At 70.3% G+C, this 19,066-nt stretch carries 7 protein-coding genes; 4 read left to right on the plus strand and 3 right to left on the minus strand.

Features of this window, described 5'->3' with window-relative positions; genetic code table 11:
* The first annotated feature begins 284 nt into the window (after positions 1-284).
* From FB390_RS19760 to FB390_RS19770, 3 genes are all read left to right on the plus strand, one after another.
* The gene (locus FB390_RS19760; protein WP_141810263.1) at positions 285-13,937 is read left to right on the plus strand and encodes a non-ribosomal peptide synthetase; all 13,653 of its coding nucleotides are present in this window, start codon (positions 285-287) and stop codon (positions 13,935-13,937) included.
* Positions 13,938-13,950: 13 nt separating this feature from the next.
* A complete protein-coding gene (locus FB390_RS19765) occupies positions 13,951-14,943 on the plus strand; it encodes an ATP-binding cassette domain-containing protein (protein WP_141810264.1) in 993 nt (330 codons plus the stop codon).
* 172 nt (positions 14,944-15,115) lie between these two features.
* Complete coding sequence (locus FB390_RS19770) at positions 15,116-15,898, plus strand: ABC transporter permease (protein WP_141811901.1); 783 nt, start codon at positions 15,116-15,118, stop codon at positions 15,896-15,898.
* Positions 15,899-15,955: 57 nt separating this feature from the next.
* Here FB390_RS19770 and FB390_RS19775 read toward each other — a convergent pair whose 3' ends face one another.
* Complete coding sequence (locus tag FB390_RS19775; RefSeq protein WP_067791875.1) at positions 15,956-16,291, minus strand: RNA polymerase-binding protein RbpA; 336 nt, start codon at positions 16,289-16,291, stop codon at positions 15,956-15,958.
* 262 nt (positions 16,292-16,553) lie between these two features.
* Between FB390_RS19775 and FB390_RS19780 the strand changes: the two genes are divergently transcribed.
* Positions 16,554-16,877, plus strand: coding sequence for a hypothetical protein (locus FB390_RS19780; protein WP_141810265.1), 324 nt, complete (start codon positions 16,554-16,556; stop codon positions 16,875-16,877).
* Positions 16,878-16,965: 88 nt separating this feature from the next.
* Here the strand turns inward: FB390_RS19780 and FB390_RS19785 are convergent, their stop codons facing one another.
* Positions 16,966-17,982: a hypothetical protein gene (locus FB390_RS19785; protein WP_221639308.1), complete on the minus strand. Its 1,017-nt coding sequence runs from the start codon at positions 17,980-17,982 to the stop codon at positions 16,966-16,968.
* Between the two features lie 220 nt (positions 17,983-18,202).
* The gene (locus tag FB390_RS19790) at positions 18,203-18,910 is read right to left on the minus strand and encodes a M23 family metallopeptidase (protein ID WP_141810266.1); all 708 of its coding nucleotides are present in this window, start codon (positions 18,908-18,910) and stop codon (positions 18,203-18,205) included.
* Positions 18,911-19,066 lie beyond the last annotated feature (156 nt).

Genomic DNA, 19,066 nt, shown 5'->3' on the forward strand with positions numbered 1-19,066 from the left:
CTGACGCGGGCCACGAGGTCGATCCCGTCCGCGGCGTCCGCCGTCGGACCTCGGTGTTTGCGGTCCGAGATGCCGCTCGGCGCGAAAGTTTGCGGAAATGTAGCTGGCCAAAAGGGCGTTCTGCCAACGTCGTTCGATGTGAAACAAATCCAATACGTCGGCCATCCGGCATCTGGGGTGCTCCGAATCATAGGGCGTGGATCACACGTCCTACGGCTCGCGCGTGCGTGGCCGCCGTAGGGGGGTCGGGGAGTTGCGTCAGTTGCGGCAGAACGGAGTGATGAATGAGTTCATTGGCCACCGATCGCGTCGACCAATGCACTTCGGGTGAATTTTCGGCACAACCGTTCGCTCTCTCCCCAGCGCAGACGGCCCTGTGGTACGCCCAGCGGATTCGGCCCGACGTACCCTTGACGATCGCCCAATACGTCGAGATCCACGGAGATCTCGACGTGGGGTGCCTGCTCTACGCGATCGAGCGTTTCGGTGGCGAGACCGAGGTCGGGCACGTCCGAATGGCGGAGATCGACGGTGTTCCGCATCAGATGATCGACTGGTCCCGCCGCCCCGGCTGGGGCCGCATCGACCTTCGCGCCGAACCCGATCCGCGCGGCGCCGCTCTGCGCTGGATGAACGAGCACGCCAGCTCTCCCATCGATCTGGAACGTGATCCGCTCACAACCAACGTGGTGCTGCGCGTCGGCGAATCCGAATACTTCTGGTACTCCCGCGGCCATCACATCGTGATCGACGGCTACGGCGCGATGAACGCGCTGACCCGCACGGCCGAGATCTACACCGCGGTGCAGAACCACACGGAGCCGTCGGTCTCGCGCGCGACCGGGCTCGCGCAGATCTATGCCGACGAGTCGGCCTACCGCGAGACCAGCCGGTTCCGCACCGACCGTGAGTACTGGCTCGAGCAGCTCTCGGGCGCGGGCGGGCCGCTCAGCCTGTCCTCCGTCGCGGTCACCTCCTCGACCCCGGATCCGGGCAGGCACCTGGCCAAGGGCACGCTCGACGACCGCGCCGACGCCGCCATGACCGCGGCGATGGCGGCGTTCGACACGAACAACTCGACGCTGTTCGTGGCGGCTCTGGCCTGCTATGTGCGCTCGGTGACCGGCGACTCGGACGTGGTGCTGAGCCTGCCCGTCGCGGCGCGGACCACCGTCGCGCTGCGCCGTTCGGCGGGCGTGCTGTCGAACGTGGTGCCGATTCGCCTTCGCTTCGACGCCGACACCACCGTCGGTGACGTGGTGCGCTCGACGGAACTGCAGATCACCGGCGCGCTGCGGCACCAGCGCTACCGGCACGACGACATCCGGCGGGACTGCGGTTACTCCAGGGACGCGCGCGGGTTCTTCGGGCCGATGGTCAACATCATGCTGTTCCACAACGAGCTGAAGTTCGGCGACCTGACCGGCTCGCTGCACGTGCTCGCGACCGGACCGGTCGAAGACCTCTCGATCAACCTCTACAACGGCGAAGCGGACCGCATCCACGTCGACTTCGAGGCCAACCCGAGGCTGTACGCCGACCGCGAGGTCGCCACGCACCACGGCCGCTTCCTCGACTTCCTCGGCAAGTTCCTGGAGTCCGAGCCGGAGACCGCCGCGGAGTCGCTCTGCGCGATCACCGACGCCGAGCGTGACTTGGTGCTGCGCGAATGGAACGCCACCGAGGCCCCCGTCCAGGAAGGCACGCTGGCGGAGCTGTTCGCCGACCGTGTCGCGATGTCCCCGGAGGCGACCGCCCTCGAGTTCGAGGGACGCACGCTGACCTACCGCGAGCTCGACGAGCGGGCCAACCGATTGGCGCGACTGCTCATCGCGCGCGGCGCGGGCCCGGACACGGTCGTCGGCCTCTGCCTGCGGCGCAGCGTCGAACTGGTCGTCGGCATGTACGCGATCGTCAAGGCGGGCGCGGCCTACCTGCCGCTGGATCCCGACCACCCGGCCGACCGCATCGACGGCATCCTCGGCCAGGCCGCGCCGGTGTGCCTGCTCGGCGCCGAGCGCGACGGGCTCGCGCTTCCGGTGCGCACCCCGGTGCTGATGCTCGACACCTTGGATACGTCCGGCTACGACGCGGGGCCGATCACCGACGCCGACCGGCGGGCGCCGCTGCGTCCCGAGCACCTCGCCTACGTCATCTTCACCTCGGGCTCCACCGGAAAACCCAAGGGTGTGAGCGTATCCCACGAGGCCATCGTGAACCGGCTGCACTGGATGCAGCACGAGTATCCGCTCGACCACACCGACGCGGTCCTGCAGAAGACCCCGGCCACCTTCGACGTCTCGGTCTGGGAGTTCTTCTGGCCCTTGCAGATCGGCGCACGGCTGGTGGTCGCGGCGCCCGACGGCCACCGCGATCCCGCCTACCTCGCGCGCGTCATCGCCGAGAAGCGCGTCACCACGGCGCATTTCGTGCCGTCCATGCTGTCGGTGTTCGTCACCGCCACCGATGTCCGCGGATGCGTCGGCCTGCGCCGGGTCTTCTGCAGCGGTGAGGCGCTGCCTGCCGCCACCGTCCGCGACTTCCACGCGGTGCTGCGCGGGACCGAGCTGCACAACCTGTACGGGCCCACCGAGGCGGCCGTCGACGTCACCTACTGGCCGTGCCCGAGCGCGCCGGAGACCGTGCCGATCGGCTCGCCGGTCTGGAACACCCAGACCTACGTGCTCGACGAGCAGCTGCGCCCGGTGCCGCCCGGCGTCGTGGGCGAGCTGTACCTGGCCGGTGTGCAGCTGGCCCGCGGCTACCTCGGCCAGCCGCGGCTGACCGCCGACCGATTCGTGGCCAACCCGTTCACTCCCGGCGCGCGCATGTACCGCACAGGCGATCTCGCCCGCTGGCAGCTCGAGCCGACGGCCGAGGGCCGCGGCGTGCTGGAATACCTGGGCCGCACCGACTTCCAGGTGAAGATCCGCGGCCTGCGCATCGAGCTCGGCGAGATCGAGGCCGCGCTGCTCGACGACGATCGCGTCGCCAGGGCGGTCTGCGTGGCGCACACCGGACGCACCGGCGACGAACTGGTGGCCTACGTGGTCGCCGCACCGGGCGCGGACGGCGAGCGCATGGACACCCAGACCCTGCTGGCCGCGCTGCGCCGGACGTTGCCCGCCTACATGGTCCCCTCGGCGCTCATCGAACTCGACGAACTACCGCTCAGCGCCAACGGCAAGATCGACCGCAAGGCCCTGCCGGTGCCGACGGTGGTCGCCAGGACGATGCCGGTGACCGCCGCGCCGCGCACCGAGGTGGAGCACGCGCTCGCGGCGATCTTCAGCGAGGTGCTCGGCATCGACGCGATCGGGCTCGAGGACGGCTTCTTCGATCTCGGCGGCAACTCGCTGATCGCCGCCCGCGCCGTCGCGCGAATCAACGTCGCGCTGGGCACCGCGCTGACCATCCGAGACCTGTTCGAGGCCTCCACGGTGGCCGCCCTCACCCAGCGCTTCGCCTCGCACACCCCCGACACCACCTCGCCGCGGCTGCTGCCCGCCGAACGGCCGGAACGGATTCCGCTGTCGCTGGCCCAGCAGCGGTTGTGGATCCTGAACCGTTTCGCCGAGCACGCCGCCGCGTACAACATGCCGCTGGCCGTCCGTCTCGACGGACCGCTCGACCACGCGGCGTTGCGCGCCGGTCTCGTCGACGTGATCGATCGTCACGAGAGCCTGCGCACCACCTTCCCGGAGGCCGCCGACGGTCCCTACCAGCTGATCCACCCGGCCACCGAGATCCCGCTGACCCTGGATCCGATCGACGCCGTCGGCGCCGACGTCGCCGCGCTGGCCACCGAGTTCGCCGGGTACGGCTTCGATCTGCGCAGTCAGGCGCCGATCCGGGTCGCCCTGTGGAAGACCGGCCCGCAGCAGCACGTGTTCCTGATCGTGCTGCACCACATCTGCGGTGACGGCTGGTCGGTGACGCCGCTGGCCAAGGATCTGATGACGGCCGTCGCCGCGCGGGCGGAGGGTGTCGCACCGCAGTGGACGCCGCTGCCCGTGCAGTACGCCGACTTCGCCCTCTGGCAGCGCGAACTGCTCGGCGACGAGAACGATCCGGCCAGCGCGCTGAGCCGCCAGCTGACCTACTGGCGTACGGCGCTGACCGGCCTGCCCGATCAGCTCGACCTGCCGTTGGATCGCCCGCGCCCGATGCGCCGCTCCACCTCCGGCGGCCGGGTCCCGTTCACGATCTCGGCCGAAACTCGCCGTGCCGCAGCCGAACTCGCCGCCAGCCGCGGTGTCAGCATGTTCATGGTGCTGCACGCGGCACTGGCCACGCTGCTGGCCCGGCTGTGCGCGAGCGCCGATATCGCGGTCGGCACCCCGATCGCCGGGCGCTCCGATCCGGCTCTCGACGACCTGGTCGGCATGTTCGTCAATACTCTGGTGCTGCGTACCGAGGTCGACGCGGCGGCAGGCTTCGACCGGATGCTCGACGTGGCCCGCGAAACCGACCTGAACGCGTTCGCCAACGCCGACGTGCCGTTCGAGCGGCTGGTCGAGGCGGTCAACCCGGAGCGGTCGGCCGCCAGGCACCCGCTGTTCCAGGTGATGCTGTCCTACGACCGCGCGCCGGAGCTCGGCGTCGAGCTGCCGAACGTGACGGCGCAGGTGTTGCCGCTCGCGGCCGACGTGGCCAAGTTCGATCTGCAACTCGACGTGCACGACAACTTCGGCGACGGTCCGCTCACCGCCGAATTCGGCTACGCCGAGGACGTTTTCGACGAGCGAACCGTCGAGTCGTTCGCGCGCCGTTTCGTCGCCCTGCTCACCGCGGCGGTCGCGGCGCCGGAGGTGCCGGTCGGCGACATCGATATCCTCGACCGCAAGGAAGCGGCGAACCTGGTGCCCATCGCGGCCGCGCCGGCCGAGCCGTCGGTCTCGCTGGCCCGCCTGCTCAGCGCCACCGCCGAGCGGCTGCCCGACGCCGTCGCCGTGCGCTACCTCGGACAGGACACCACCTACCGCGAGCTCGACGAGATGTCGAACCGCTTGGCGCGCGTACTGATCGAGCACGGCGCGGGGCCCGAGGTCGTGGTAGCCATCGCGCTGCCGCGCAGCCTCGACTCGATCGCCGCGGTCTGGGCGGTCGCGAAAACCGGTGCGGCGTATGTGCCGATCGATCCCGGCTACCCGGCCGAGCGGATCAGCCACATGATCGCCGACTCCGGCGCGTTTCTCGGCCTGACCATTCCGGAGTGCTTGGCCGCCATGCCCGAATGGCCCGCCCCTCGCGGGCGGCACCGCAAGTCCTACGTGGACTGGCTGGTGCTCGGGTCGACCGAACTGGCCGCCGAATGCGATTACCACTCCATCGCGCCGGTCACCGACGCCGACCGGCACTACCCGCTGCGGACCAGCCACCCGGCCTACCTGATCTATACCTCGGGATCGACCGGAATTCCGAAGGCCGTCGTGGTGACCCACGCCGGTATCGCGTCGCTGGCAAGCGAGCAGATGCACAAGTTCGGCGTCACGGACTCCGCACGCACGCTGCACTTCTCGTCGCCGAGCTTCGACGCGTCGGTGCTCGAGCTGCTGCTCGGCTTCGCGGCGGGCGCGACCATCGTGATCGCTCCGGCCGGGATGTACGGCGGCACGGAACTCGCGGATCTGCTGCGCACCGAACACGTCACGCACGCGTTCATCACCCCCGCCGCGCTGGCCACCGTTCCGGACGAGGGTCTCGACGATCTCGAGGCCGTGATCGTCGGCGGCGAGGCGTGCTCCGAGGAGCTCGTGGCGACCTGGTCGGCGCGGCACCGCATGCACAACATGTACGGGCCGTCCGAGGCCACCGTCGCCGCGACGGCGTCGGGACCGATGGCGGCCGGACAACCGGTGCCGCTCGGCATGCCGGTGCGCGGCATGCGCCTGTTCGTCCTCGATCGGCGCCTGCACCCGGTGCCGCCCGGCACGCCCGGCGAGCTGTACCTGTCCGGCCCCGGCCTGGCCCGCGGCTACCTCGGTCGTTACAGCCTGACGGCGCAACGCTTCCCGGCGAATCCGCACGGCAGGCGCGGCGAAAGGATGTACCGCACCGGCGATCTGGTGGTCGCCGATCCGGCCGGGCGGTTGCGCTTCCTCGGCAGGGCCGACGACCAGATCAAGATCCGCGGCTTCCGCGTCGAGCTCAGCGAGATCGACCACGCGCTGCGCGCGCACCCCGGCGTGAGCTTCGCGCTGACGATCGTGCACAGCGGCGATCACGGCGACCCGAGGCTGGTGTCGTATGTGACGGCGGAACAGGGCGCGGAGGCCCCGACGCCCGCCGCGATCCTGGAGACGGCGCGACAGCGGCTGCCCGGCTACATGGTGCCCGCCTCGGTGATGATGCTCGATCGGCTGCCCGTCGCCCCGTCCGGCAAGCTGGACCGAAAGGCCTTGCCGCAACCGGTGTTCGCGGCCGCCGGTCCGTCGCGCGCGCCGCGCACCGAGACCGAGATCCGGGTGGCGGGCGTGTTCGGCGCCGTGCTCGGACATCCCGTCGAGGGCGCCGAGGACAGCTTCTTCGACATCGGCGGCACCTCGCTGCTCGCCACCCGGTTGGCGGCCGCGCTGCATGCCGAGTTCGGCGTGGATCTGCCGGTGCGGACGCTGTTCGAGGAGCCGACGGTCGCCGCCGTCGCCAAGCGGTTGGCGGAAGCGCCCCGGACGCAACGGGTGGCGCTGGCTGTTCACAACCCGCGTCCGGGACGCATCCCGCTGTCGCTGCCCCAGCAGCGACTGTGGTTCCTCAATCGATTCTCGCCCGAATCCAGCGCCTACAACATCGCTTTCGTCATTCGAATCGACGGCGATCTGGATGTGCCCGCGCTGCGCGCCGCGCTCACCGATCTGGTGGAGCGGCACGAGGTGCTTCGCACCGTGTACCCGGAGGACAGCGCGGGCGCCCAGCAGCTGGTGCTGCCGATCGGCCGGGCGCTGCCCTCGGTGGAGCCGATCACGATCGACGAGGCGGGCGCGAAGGACGCACTGCGCGTGCTCGCGCGCGGCGGCTTCGATCTGACCAGGGACACCCCGCTGCGAATCGCGTTGCTGCGGACCGGTTCTCAGCGATACCAGCTCGGCATCGTGCTGCACCACATCGCGGCCGACGGCTGGTCGCTCGGCCCGCTGACCCGCGACCTCGCGATGGCCTACACGGCGCGCCGCGAGGGCCGCGCGCCGGTGTGGACGCCACTTCCGGTGCAGTACGCCGACTTCGGGCTGTGGCAGCGAGCCTGCCTCGGCGACGAGAGCGATCCGAACAGCGTCGCAGGCGCGCAGCTGGCCTACTGGCGCACCGAGCTGGCCGACCTGCCAGCCGAGCTGCCGCTGCCGTACGACCGCCCGCGGCCGCTCGATCCGACCCAGCGGGCGGGCACCGTGCGGTTCGCCGTGCCGGAGCCGGTCCAGCGCGCGCTCGCCGAACTCGCGCGCGAGCAGGGCGTCAGTCTGTTCATGGTGCTGCGCTCGGCGCTCGCGGTGCTGCTGCGGTTCGTCACCGGCGGGCGCGACATCGTGATCGGTACGCCGATCGCGGGTCGCACCGACACCAAGCTCGACGAACTGGTCGGCATGTTCGTGAACACCATGATGCTGCGCTCCGACGTAGATCCGGACCGACCGTTCACCGCCCAGTTGCGCGCCGACCGCGACACCGAGCTGACGGCCATGGCCAACGCCGACGTGCCGTTCGAGCGCGTCGTCGAGGAGCTGGGCCGGATCATGGGCGTCGGGGCGAACCGACCGCTGTTCCAGGTGGCGCTGACCGTTCAGGACGGCCCCACGCCGGCCCTGGAGCTGCCGGAACTGGCGCTGAGCGCCGAGGAACTCGACATCGCGCGCGCCAAGTTCGACCTGGAACTGCGGGTCGCGGCCCGCGACACCGGCGCCCGTGACTTCGAATTCGTCTACGCGGCGGAGCTTTTCGACGCCGCGACGGTCGAGACCCTGGCCGATCGGTTCCTGCGTGTGCTGGCCGCGGTCACCGCCGATCCGGGTGCGCTGGTCCGCGAGATCGACGCCCGCACGGAGAAGGAGCGCAGGCTGCTCAGCCCGGCGACGGGCGGGCAGACCACACCGCAGCTCACCTTGGCGGCGTACTTCACCGCCACGGCACGGCGGAACGCGCGACGCGACGCGGTGCGGTCCGCCGACATCTCGATGACCTACGCCGAACTCGACCGGCGCTCGAACCGCCTGGCCCGTGCCCTCGTCGGGCGCGGTATCGGTGTCGGCGACCGGGTCGCGCTCGGCCTGACCCGATCCATCGACTCGGTGCTCACCGTGCTCGCGGTCGCCAAGTCGGGCGCGGCCTTCGTGCCGGTCGACCCGAACTACCCGGCCGATCGCGTCCGGCACATGCTCACCGACTCCGGCTGCCTGCTCGGCGTCACCGTGTCCGAATACGCCGGGCGGCTGCGCTCGGCGGGCGACGAAGCGTCCACCGACTGGCTGCTACTTGACGACTCGGCCATGGTGGCCGAACTGGAGGGGCTGGCCGACGGGCCGATCGAGGACGCGGAACTCTCGCGGCCCGTGCGGCTGGCCGACCTGGCCTACATCATCTACACCTCGGGCTCGACCGGTAAGCCGAAGGGCGTCGCGGTCACCCACAGCGGGCTGTCCAACTTCGCCGACGAGATCCGCGACCGGATGCGGGTCGACGCGGACGCGCGGACGCTGCACTTCTCCTCGCCGAGCTTCGACGCCGCCGTGTTCGACCTGCTGCTCGCGGTGGGTTCGGGCGGAACCATGGTGATCTGCCCGCCGGACATCTACGGCGGTGACGAGCTGGCCGCGCTGATGGATCGTGAGCGGGTCACCCACACGTTCATGACGCCCGCGGCGCTGTCCACCATCGACAACGAACGCTGGCCGCTGCCGCACCTGCGTTCGCTCATGATCGGCGGCGAGGCGTGGGGGCCGGAACTGGCTGCCCGCTGGGCGCCGGGACGACTGATGTTCAACGGGTACGGTCCGACCGAGACCACCGTCGTCGCCACGGCCGCCGAGGTGACCGTCGGCGCGCCGATCACCATAGGCACGCTGGTGCGCGGCGCGCGGGCCATGGTGCTCGACGACCGGCTGCGGCCGGTGCCCGTCGGCGTGCCCGGCGATCTGTATCTCGGCGGATTCGGCGTCGCGCGAGGCTATTTCGACCGCCTCGGACTGACCGCCGCGCGGTTCGTCGCCGACCCGTTCGGACCGGCGGGCGCCCGCATGTACCGCACGGGCGACGTGGTGCGCTGGAACGCCGCGAACGAGCTGGTCTACCTCGGCCGCAGCGACCACCAGGTGAAGGTGCGCGGGTTCCGGATCGAGCTCGGCGAGATCACCGCCGCGCTCGGCGGGCACCCGAGCGTGCGGTTCGCGCACACCGATGTCCGCCACATCGCGGGCGCCGATCGGATCGTCGCCTTCGTCCAGCCGATCGATGCGCACGCGGGCGTGGATACCGAGGCCTTGCGCGCGCATGTCGCGGAACAGCTTCCGGCGCACATGGTTCCGGTGAGCATCACGGTGCTGGACCGGATCCCGCTCACCCCCGTGGGCAAGCTGGACACCGCGGCGCTGCCCGAGCCGCAGTTCGCCGCCGTGTCCGCCGGTCGCGCGCCGGAGACCGCGCTGGAGAAGCTGGTCGCCTCCGTGATGGCCGAGCTGGTCGGCGCGGAGACGGTCGGCGCTGGTGACAGCTTCTTCGACATCGGCGGAAACTCGCTGCTGGCCACCCAGCTCGTCGCGCGACTGGAGGCGGCGACCAACACCCGGCTCGAGGTGCGCAGCGTGTTCGCCGCGCCGACCGTCGCCGAGCTCGCCGCCATGCTCCAGTCCGGACCGTCCCGCGCGGACGCGCGCCCCGAACCGGTGCGCCGCGAGCGGCCCGACCGGATTCCGCTGTCCGCGGCGCAGCAGCGGCTGTGGTTCCTCAACCGGTTCAACGAAGTCGGCCCGGCCGCCGACGCGCCGGACCGCAGCGCGGGCGCTTACAACATCCCGGTCGTGCTGCGGATGCGAGGCGAGCTGGATGTCGACGCGCTAGTGCGGGCGCTGCACGAGGTGCAGGCCAGGCACGAGTCGCTGCGCACGGTGTTCCCGGAGGTGGACGGCGAACCGGCCCAGGTCGTCCTGGAGCCCGACGACGCGGCGGTGACGCTGTTCGTCGCGACGGTCACCCCCGACGGCGTCGACGACGCGGTCCGCAGTTTCGCCGCGCCCGGCTTCGACCTCGGCGAGTCCGTGCCGCTGCGCGCGGCGCTGATCACCGTGTCGGACGAACCCGATCCGGACGGAACGGCACCGCCCGCCGCGTCGACCGACAACGTCCTGGTGCTCGTGGTGCACCACATCGCCATGGACGGTTGGTCGCTGGAGCCGCTGGCCGCCGACGTGGCCGTGGCCTACCGCGCCGCCTGCGCCGGACAGCAGCCGGAATGGGACGAGCTGACCCTGCAGTACGCGGATTACACACTGTGGCAGCGGGATACGCTCGGCACCGAGGACGATCCCGACTCGGTGCTGCGCCACCAGCTCGACTACTGGCGAACGACCCTCGACGGTGTTCCCGAACTGCTGAACGTGCCCGCGGACCGGCCGCGGCCGCCGGTGCCCTCCTATCGTGGCGGCACGGTGGAATGCGCGATCGACGCGGTCACCCACCGGGAACTGCAGGCGGTGGCCACCACCAACAACGTCAGCATGTTCATGGTGCTGCACGCCGCGCTCGCGGTGCTGCTGCACCGGATGACCGCCACCGACGACATCGCGGTCGGCACGGCGATCGCAGGCCGCGGCCACCCGGCGCTGGACCGCATGATCGGCATGTTCGTCAACACGCTGGTACTGCGCACCCGGCTCGATCCGGACGCGCGGTTCACCGACCTGCTGCACAGCGTGCGCGACACCGATCTGGACGCGTTCGCGCACGCCGACCTGCCGTTCGAACGCCTCGTCGAGGTGCTCAACCCGGCCCGCTCGCAGGCGCACCACCCACTGTTCCAGGTGATGCTCTCGGTGCGGAACCGGCCGCTGCGGAGCCTGGAACTGCCGGGTCTGCACATCGAGGCCGAGGACGGCGACACCGGCATCGCCAAGTTCGACCTGCAGTTCACCCTCACCGAGGAACAGACCGCGCAGCGCGAGCCCGGCGGCATCTCCCTGGCGGTGAACTACGCGAGCGATCTGTTCGACGAGCGGACCGCGTACGGACTCGGCAAGCGCCTGGTGCGGCTGCTCGGCGCGATCGCGGCCACGCCGACCGCCGCCGTCGGCGATCTGGAACTGCTCGACCCCGACGAGTGGACCGGGCTGGCGCCGGTGCGCGGCATCGAAGCCGACCGCCCGATCGTCTTCCCCGAGGTGTTCGAGGCCGCGGCGAACGTCGACCGCACCGCGGTGGCGCTGTCCTCGGACGGCACCCACGTGACCTACGACGCGCTGGATCGCTGGACCAACCGGCTGGCCCGCGTGCTCATCGGACACGGCGTCGGCCCGGAAACCCTGGTGGCGCTGGGCATTCCGCGTTCGGTCGAGTCGGTCGCCTCGGTGCTCGCTGTCGCCAAGGCCGGCGCGGCGTTCGTGCCGGTCGACCCGCTGTACCCGGCCGGGCGTATCTCCCACATGCTGAGCGATTCCGGCGCGGCGCTGGGTATCACGCTCGCCGAGTACCGCGACGAGCTGCCCGACGGCATCGAGTGGATCGTGCTGGACGATCCGGAGTTCCGGGCGGGCGTGCTCGCGGCGTCGGACAAGGCGATCATGCAAAGGGAGCGGGTGCGTCCGCTGCGGGTCGACAACCCGGCGTACGTGATCTACACCTCTGGTTCGACCGGCACCCCGAAGGGCGTGATGGTCACCCACGGCGGCTTGTCCAACTTCGCCGCCGAGACCGCGGAACGCTTCGACGTCCATCCCGGTTGCCGCGTCCTGCATTTCGCGACGCCGAGCTTCGACGCCGCGATGCTGGACCTGCTGTTCGCGCTGGGCGGCGCGGCGACGCTGGTGATCACCCCGTCCGGAGTGGTCGGCGGCGCGGAGCTGGCGCAGGTGTTCATCGAGGAACGGATCACCCACGCGTTCATCACGACCTCCGCGCTGGGCACGGTCGACCCGACCGGTGTCACCGATCTGGCGCACGTGCTGGTCGGCGGCGAGGCGCTGCCGCCCGATCTGGTCACCCGGTGGGCGCCGGGTCGCAACCTGTACAACGTGTACGGGCCCACCGAGACCACCATCGTCACGGTGATCTCCCAGCCCATGGAACCCGGCGGCCCGATCACCATCGGCGGTCCGATCCGCGGCGTCGCCGCCACCGTGCTGGACGCCAGGCTGCATCCGGCGCCGGTCGGCGTCACCGGGGAGCTGCACTTGGCGGGCAGCGCGCTGGCCCGCGGCTACCTGGGCCGGCCCGGACTGACCGCGCAGCGGTTCGTCGCGAACCCGTACGGCAAGCCGGGCGAGCGCATGTACCGCACCGGCGACCTGGTGCGCTGGTGGTCCGGCGCGGCGGAGGGCGAACACGAGATCGAGTACGTGGGCCGCACCGACCACCAGGTCAAGATCCGCGGCTTCCGCATCGAACTCGGCGAGATCGACGTCGCCCTGGCCCGCCACCGCGCGGTCGAGTTCGCCACCACCATCGGCTACCGCACGCCCGCGGGCAGCACGGCGCTGGTGTCGTATGTGAAGCCGCGCAACGGAACCGAGGTCAGCGCCGCCGAGCTGACCGAGCACGTGGCCGGGCTGGTGCCGAATTACATGGTGCCGCAATCGATCATGCTCATCGATGAGGTGCCGCTGAGCCCGGTCGGCAAGCTCGACCGCGAGGCGCTGCCGGAACCGGTGTTCAGCGCGTCCGGCGGCTACCGGGCGCCGAGCAACCCGGTCGAGGCGGTGCTGTGCGCGGCCTTCGAGTCGGTGCTCGGGGCGGAAAGGGTCGGCGCCGACGACGCCTTCTTCGAGCTCGGCGGCAACTCGCTGCTGGCAACGAAGGTCGTCGCGCAGGTGCGGGCCGAGGGCATCGACCTGCCGGTGCAGGTGATGTTCGGCGAGGCCACACCCGCCGCCATCGCCGCGCGGCTGGCCGGTTCCGACGGCGCGGCGTCCGCCATGGCCGGTGCGCTCGGTGCGGTGCTGCCGATCCGGCCGACCGCTCCAGGACGCCAGGCTCCGCTGTTCTGTGTCCACCCGGCGATCGGGCTGTCCTGGTGCTACTCGGGTCTGCTCGCGCACCTCTCGCCGGACCGGCCGCTGTACGGGCTGCAATCACCGCACGTCGCGGGGGAGGAGGGCTTCTCCACCATCGGCGAGGCCGCGGATTACTACGTGGCGCACATCAAGTCGGTGCAGGCCGAAGGTCCGTACCACCTGCTCGGCTGGTCGCTCGGCGGTCTGATCGCGCACGAGATCGCGGTGCGGCTGCAGGAGTCCGGCGACGAGGTGGCGCTGCTGGCGATGATGGACAGCTACCAGCTCTCCGACGAACTGCTCGAACACGCCATCCCGGGCGTCGCCGACATCATCGCCGAGTTCGGCAGCGACCTGGGCGACGACGAACTCGATCCCGCGATGAGCCTGCTGGACGCGGCGGAACTGCTGCGCTCGCGTCCCGGCGCGTTCGCGGCGCTCACCGTCGAGCACCTGGAGCGGCTGTACACGGGCTACACCAACGGAACGGAGCTGGCGCACGGCTTCCAGCCGCGCACCTTCGACGGCGACCTGCTGTTCTTCACCGCCGCGGCCGACGAGATCAACCAGGCCGACCCGGCCCGGTGCGCGGCGGCATGGGAGCCGTTCGTCACCGGCACCGTCCACGACCACGAACTGCTCTGCCGCCATTCGGCCATGACCGCACCCGAGTCGCTCGCCGTGATCGGACCGGTGCTGAACCGGCAGCTCGACGGCGGCGCGGGCACAACGAAGGAGGATGCCCAGTGAGTGAGGTGCGGTCATGACTCTCGCGGTGGAGGTGCGCGGTCTCGTCAAGAACTACGGCAAAATCCGGGTGCTCGACGATATCGACCTGGAGATTCCGGCGGGCACGGTGATGGGACTGCTCGGGCCCAACGGAGCGGGCAAGACCACCACCGTCCGGATCGTCACGACCCTGCTGAAGCCGTGCGCCGGCTCGGTACGGGTGGCCGGAATCGACGTGCTCCGCGACCCGGCGGACGCGCGACGGCGGATCGGCCTTTCCGGTCAGTACGCGGCCGTCGACGCCAACCTCTCGGGCTACGAGAACCTACGCATGGTGGCCCGGCTCTACGGAATGACACCGCGCCAAGCCACCAACCGAGCCGCCGAACTGCTCGGCGCGCTCGGTCTCGACCATGCCGCGCACCGCCGCGCGGGCACCTACTCGGGCGGCATGGCGCGCCGCCTCGACTTGGCGGGCGCGCTCGTCGCCCGGCCCGCGGTGGTGGTGCTCGACGAGCCGACCACCGGTCTGGACCCCCGCGGCAGGCTCGACATGTGGCGGGTCATCGGCGATCTCGTCGACGACGGCACCACCGTGCTGCTCACCACCCAGTACCTGGAAGAGGCCGATCTGCTCGCCGACCGCATCACCGTCATCGATCGCGGGCGGGTCATCGCGCGCGGTTCGGCCGACGAGCTGAAGACCTCCATCGGCGGCGACCGGCTCACGGTCACCCTGGCGCCGGGCCAGGAAGCCAAGCCCGCGATGACAGTACTCGCCCAGATCGGCGTCGGCGAGCCGAGCCACGAGACCGGCACCGATGAGGTGACGGTGGTGGTCGGCGACGGCTCGCGCACCATGGTCGAGGCGTTGCGCAGGCTCGACGACGCCGGGGTGTGCGTGGTGGACGCGAGCGTGCACAGGCCGAGTCTCGACGACGTATTCCTGTCCCTCACCGGCACATCGGCGCCGACGCCGAGCGCCGAATCGGAAACCGACGACGTACCCGAGGAGATCATGTCGTGAGTCAGCGACGCGAACCGACGACCACTACAGCGGCACCGTCCCGCGTGAGCGAGGTGGCCCGGTGACAAGTGCCTCCACCGCGGTGCGCGACGAGCTCGACAAGACCGAAGGGACCGCGCATACGAAACCGAAAGAGCCAGTGCCCCAAGAGATCACGCAACCGAAGCTGCGGATCTTCCGGGACAGCGCGATCGTCGCCTACCGCAATCTGCTGACCATTCTCCGGGTACCGACGCTGCTGGTCACCGCGACCATCCAGCCATTGATGTTCGTGTTCCTCTTCGCCTACATCTTCGGCGCCTCGCTGGGCGGCAGCCAGTACCGCGAGTTCCTGCTGGCCGGAATCTTCGCCCAGACGGTCGCCTTCAATGCCGCGTTCACCACCGTCGGCCTGGCGGGCGACCTGCACAAGGGCATCATCGATCGGATGCGCACGCTGCCGATGTCGCGGCTCGCGGTGCTCATGGGCCGTACGCTCTCGGACCTGGCCGTGAACGTCCTTAGCTTGGTGGTCATGGTGGTCTGCGGCTACATCGTCGGCTGGCGGATCAACGGCGGAATCGCCGACGCCGCCTTGGCCTTCGGGATCATCCTGTTGTTCGCGTTCGCCATGTCGTGGGTCGGCGCGGTCACCGGCCTGTTCTCGCCGACCGTCGAGGTCGCCCAGTCCGCGGGCCTGATCTGGTTGTTCCCGCTCAGCTTCATCTCGTCGGCCTTCATCTCCGCCGAGACGCTGCCGGGGCCGCTGCGCACCATCGCGGAGTGGAATCCGATCACCGCGGTCTCGGCGTCGGGGCGCAAGTTGTTCGAGAACGATTCCCCGCCCTCGTTCGTGCCGCCCTCGGGCTGGGCGGCCGATCACTGCATCGAGTACGCCATCATCTGCTCGGTGGCGATCCTGGTCGTGGCGATGCCGTTGGCGCTGCTGCGCTACCGCAAGGTCGCCAGCCACTGAGCCGGCATGACAAAAGGCCGCCTCCCGATCGGGAGGCGGCCTTTTCAGTCGACTGCGTCAGGCGCGGCGGCGGGTCTTGAGCAGTTCGAGGCGCTCCTTGAGCAGCTCCTCGAGCTCTTCCTTGCTGCGGCGCTCCAGCAGCATGTCCCAGTGGGTGCGCGGCGGCTTGACCTTCTTGGTCTCCTGCGTGGTGCCCTCGACCAGGATGCCCTCCTGGCCGTTGCGGCACAGCCAGGTCGGGGGGATCTCGGCGTCGTCGGCGAAGGGCACGTCGAACTCTTCGCCGTTGTCGGTGCGGTACCGGGCGATCCGACGCGGGGCCAGGTCGTGGTCGCGATCGGTCTCGTAGCTCACCGCTCCGAGCCGACTGCCCCGGAGTACGCGATCTGCCATGGTGTGCCTCTCCCTGTGTGCTCGAGTCTTGTTGCGCTGCGACCGTGCCCGGCGAACGCGTCCTGCGCTCGCTGGACCTCTAGTGCAACGAACGGGCCTGCGTCAATAGTTCCCGACACGGCGACGGTGAACCGTTCCATTGTAGTCGGTGGCGATGCCGTCCCTCGCGACGCGGGCGTCCTGCGGTTTCTTGTGTTGCGGTCCGGCGACGGCGGGGGGTCTGCGGGCGAACTCGCCGGGCGACACACTAGTGTTCTGCCTCATGTCGCGCCGCTTGCTGTCCTGCCTGTGGTGTGGGCGGGAGATCGTGGAGTCGGAGGCCGGACGTCGTCGCCGGTACTGCCGCCAGTCCTGCCGCCAACGGGCCTACGAACACCGCAACAGCCTCAAAGGCACCGGTATTCCGGAAGACTCCGTGGTGCTCAGCGCCCAGGAGGCCGCCGACCTCGCGGACCGCTGGTTCGCGGCCCGCTGCGCCGCCGAGGACATCGCCACCGCGATCGGCGAAGGCGCCGACACCGCCGAACTCGCCTCCCTCAGCGCCACCCTCGTCACCTTGGCCCGCGAAGCCGAACGCCTGCGCTGACGCCGACTCCGACCCGCCTCGGCGGCGCCCACTTCGTAGCGGCCCAGAGCGCCGCCCGTAGTTCCAGCACCGGACGGTGCGGCGCTACCTATTCCGCGAGACGGCGGGCGCGGTAGTAGAGGACGAGGGTGGCGGCTGTGGCGGTGGTGAGGAGGCAGGCGTAGGCCGTGAGGGTCCGGGGGTCGGGGTGGACGAGGGATTGGGCGCGCATGGCTTGCCAGAAAGTGATGGCGAGCACGCCGGTGTAGGTGAGGGCGAGGACGGCCATCAGGGCGGCGCGGGTGGGTTCGGCGCGGAGCCAGCGGTGACGGCGGGCCAGGTGGGTGAGCAGGAAGGCGGCCAGGAGCAGGATCTGGATGCCGTGCAGGCCGACGAAGTGGGGGACGCGGAGGTCGCCGCCGATGGTGCTCCAGTGGGTGAGCGGCATGCCCGCGGCGGTGTCGCGGATCGCGAGTTCGGCGGCGGGCGAGTCTTCCCGCAGCACGGTGTGTCCGGCGACCAGCTCTACGACCTGTCCGTTCGCGTCACGGACGAGCTGTTCCCCGGTGAACCCCATCAGATACCCCAGCGCCATGCCCGCCACGGCCAGCGCCAGTCCGGCGTGGATGGCCCGGGCGGTGGGCCTGTCGACCAGCCGCTGCCAGGACAGGACCAGCACGATGAGCAGATTGGCGAAGAACAGGCCCGGCACGCCGGAGGCGAACACCATTTGGCCGATGGAGTTGACCGGGTCGTCGGAGGAGTTGAAATGACTGAAGGTGCCGCGCGCGGCCTGGAGCACGATGAACCCCACGTCGAGCACCCCGGTCACCGCGAACACCGTGCCGAGCCACCAGGTCGCGCGAGATCCCTTGTGCGGCAAGGACAACAGCCAGGCGAGCGTGATCTCGTAAACCGCGAACGCCAACCCGAACTTGAAGGTCTTCAACCACACGGACTCCCCGAGCAGCGTGCGGTCGTCGACGATCATCCCGCCGAGCGAGAACACGACGAGCGCGACCATGGCGGCCGACGACCAGAGCAGAGGACGGTGCAGGCGCGGGGCATCTCGCGCGAGATCGGGTTGATCGGTTCCGCTGACGGCGGCGAGTTCGGTCGTCGACATGTCCCGAACGTAGGAATCAGGGACGCCGGAACACGTCCCGCCGCAGCGCTATTCGGGTCTCGTACCGGAGTATCGGACGACTCCGCCGCTCACCCCGGGGCGGGGGAGCGGCGGGAGATCGCACATGCCCGCGAACGGCGCTGTTCGCGGGCATGGCTGCCGGGAGTGACGACCGGCGGGGATTCGCGAGCCCCTCATCGGGCTCGCGAACCCGAGAGGATCACTCCTCGGCGAAGCCCACGTGGACGCCTCGGGCGGCGAGCCACGGCATCGGGTCGATCGGGCCGAGAGCGGGATCGTGCACTTCGTAGTGCAGGTGCGGTCCGGTGGACTGGCCACGGTTGCCGACGGTGGCGATCACGTCGCCCGCGAGGACCGGCTGGCCGACCTCCGCGAGGATGTCGTTGACGTGTCCGTAGACTCCGACGGTGCCGTCGTCCTGCTGGACGCGCACCCACAGGCCGAAGCCGGAGGCGGGGCCTGCCTCGATCACGACGCCGTCGGTGACGGCGAAGATGGGGGCGCCGATCGGGTCGCCGAAGTCGAGGCCGTTGTGCATGGCGCCCCAGCGGGAGCCGAAGTTGGAGGTGAGTCGGCCCGCGACGGGACGGACGGTATGCGGACGGGCGGGCGCCGCGACGGGTTCCGGGGCGGGGGCCGGGGCGGCTTCCTGAGCTGCGCGGTGCTGGTCCCAGGCCTCGGGAGCGGGGGGAGCCGGGTCGAACGCGGCGTACTGGATGGCGCTCGAGTTCGTGGCGGTTTCGGCGGCCGCGGGTGCGGGAGCCGGGTTCTCGGGGTTGGCGAAAGCGAGGACGCCGAGGGAGGCGCCTACGGCGGCGGAGACGGCCACCGCACGGGTGGCGACACGGTGCCGGCGAGAGCGAGTCGCGCCGGGCCGAAGAGCAGATAACAGATCGGTCACGGGCATGACTCGAAGCTAACGGACCGTGATAGTCGAATTGTTATCTTGTGGCTACAGTCACAGATCGGTAAAAGCCCAGCTCGAGTGTCACGAAGAGATAACGGAAGAGCGGGTCCGTGTTACCGACCTGGGGAAATTGGGTAATAGGCGATCTTGACCAGC

Source organism: Nocardia bhagyanarayanae (assembly GCF_006716565.1).
Lineage (GTDB): Bacteria > Actinomycetota > Actinomycetes > Mycobacteriales > Mycobacteriaceae > Nocardia > Nocardia bhagyanarayanae.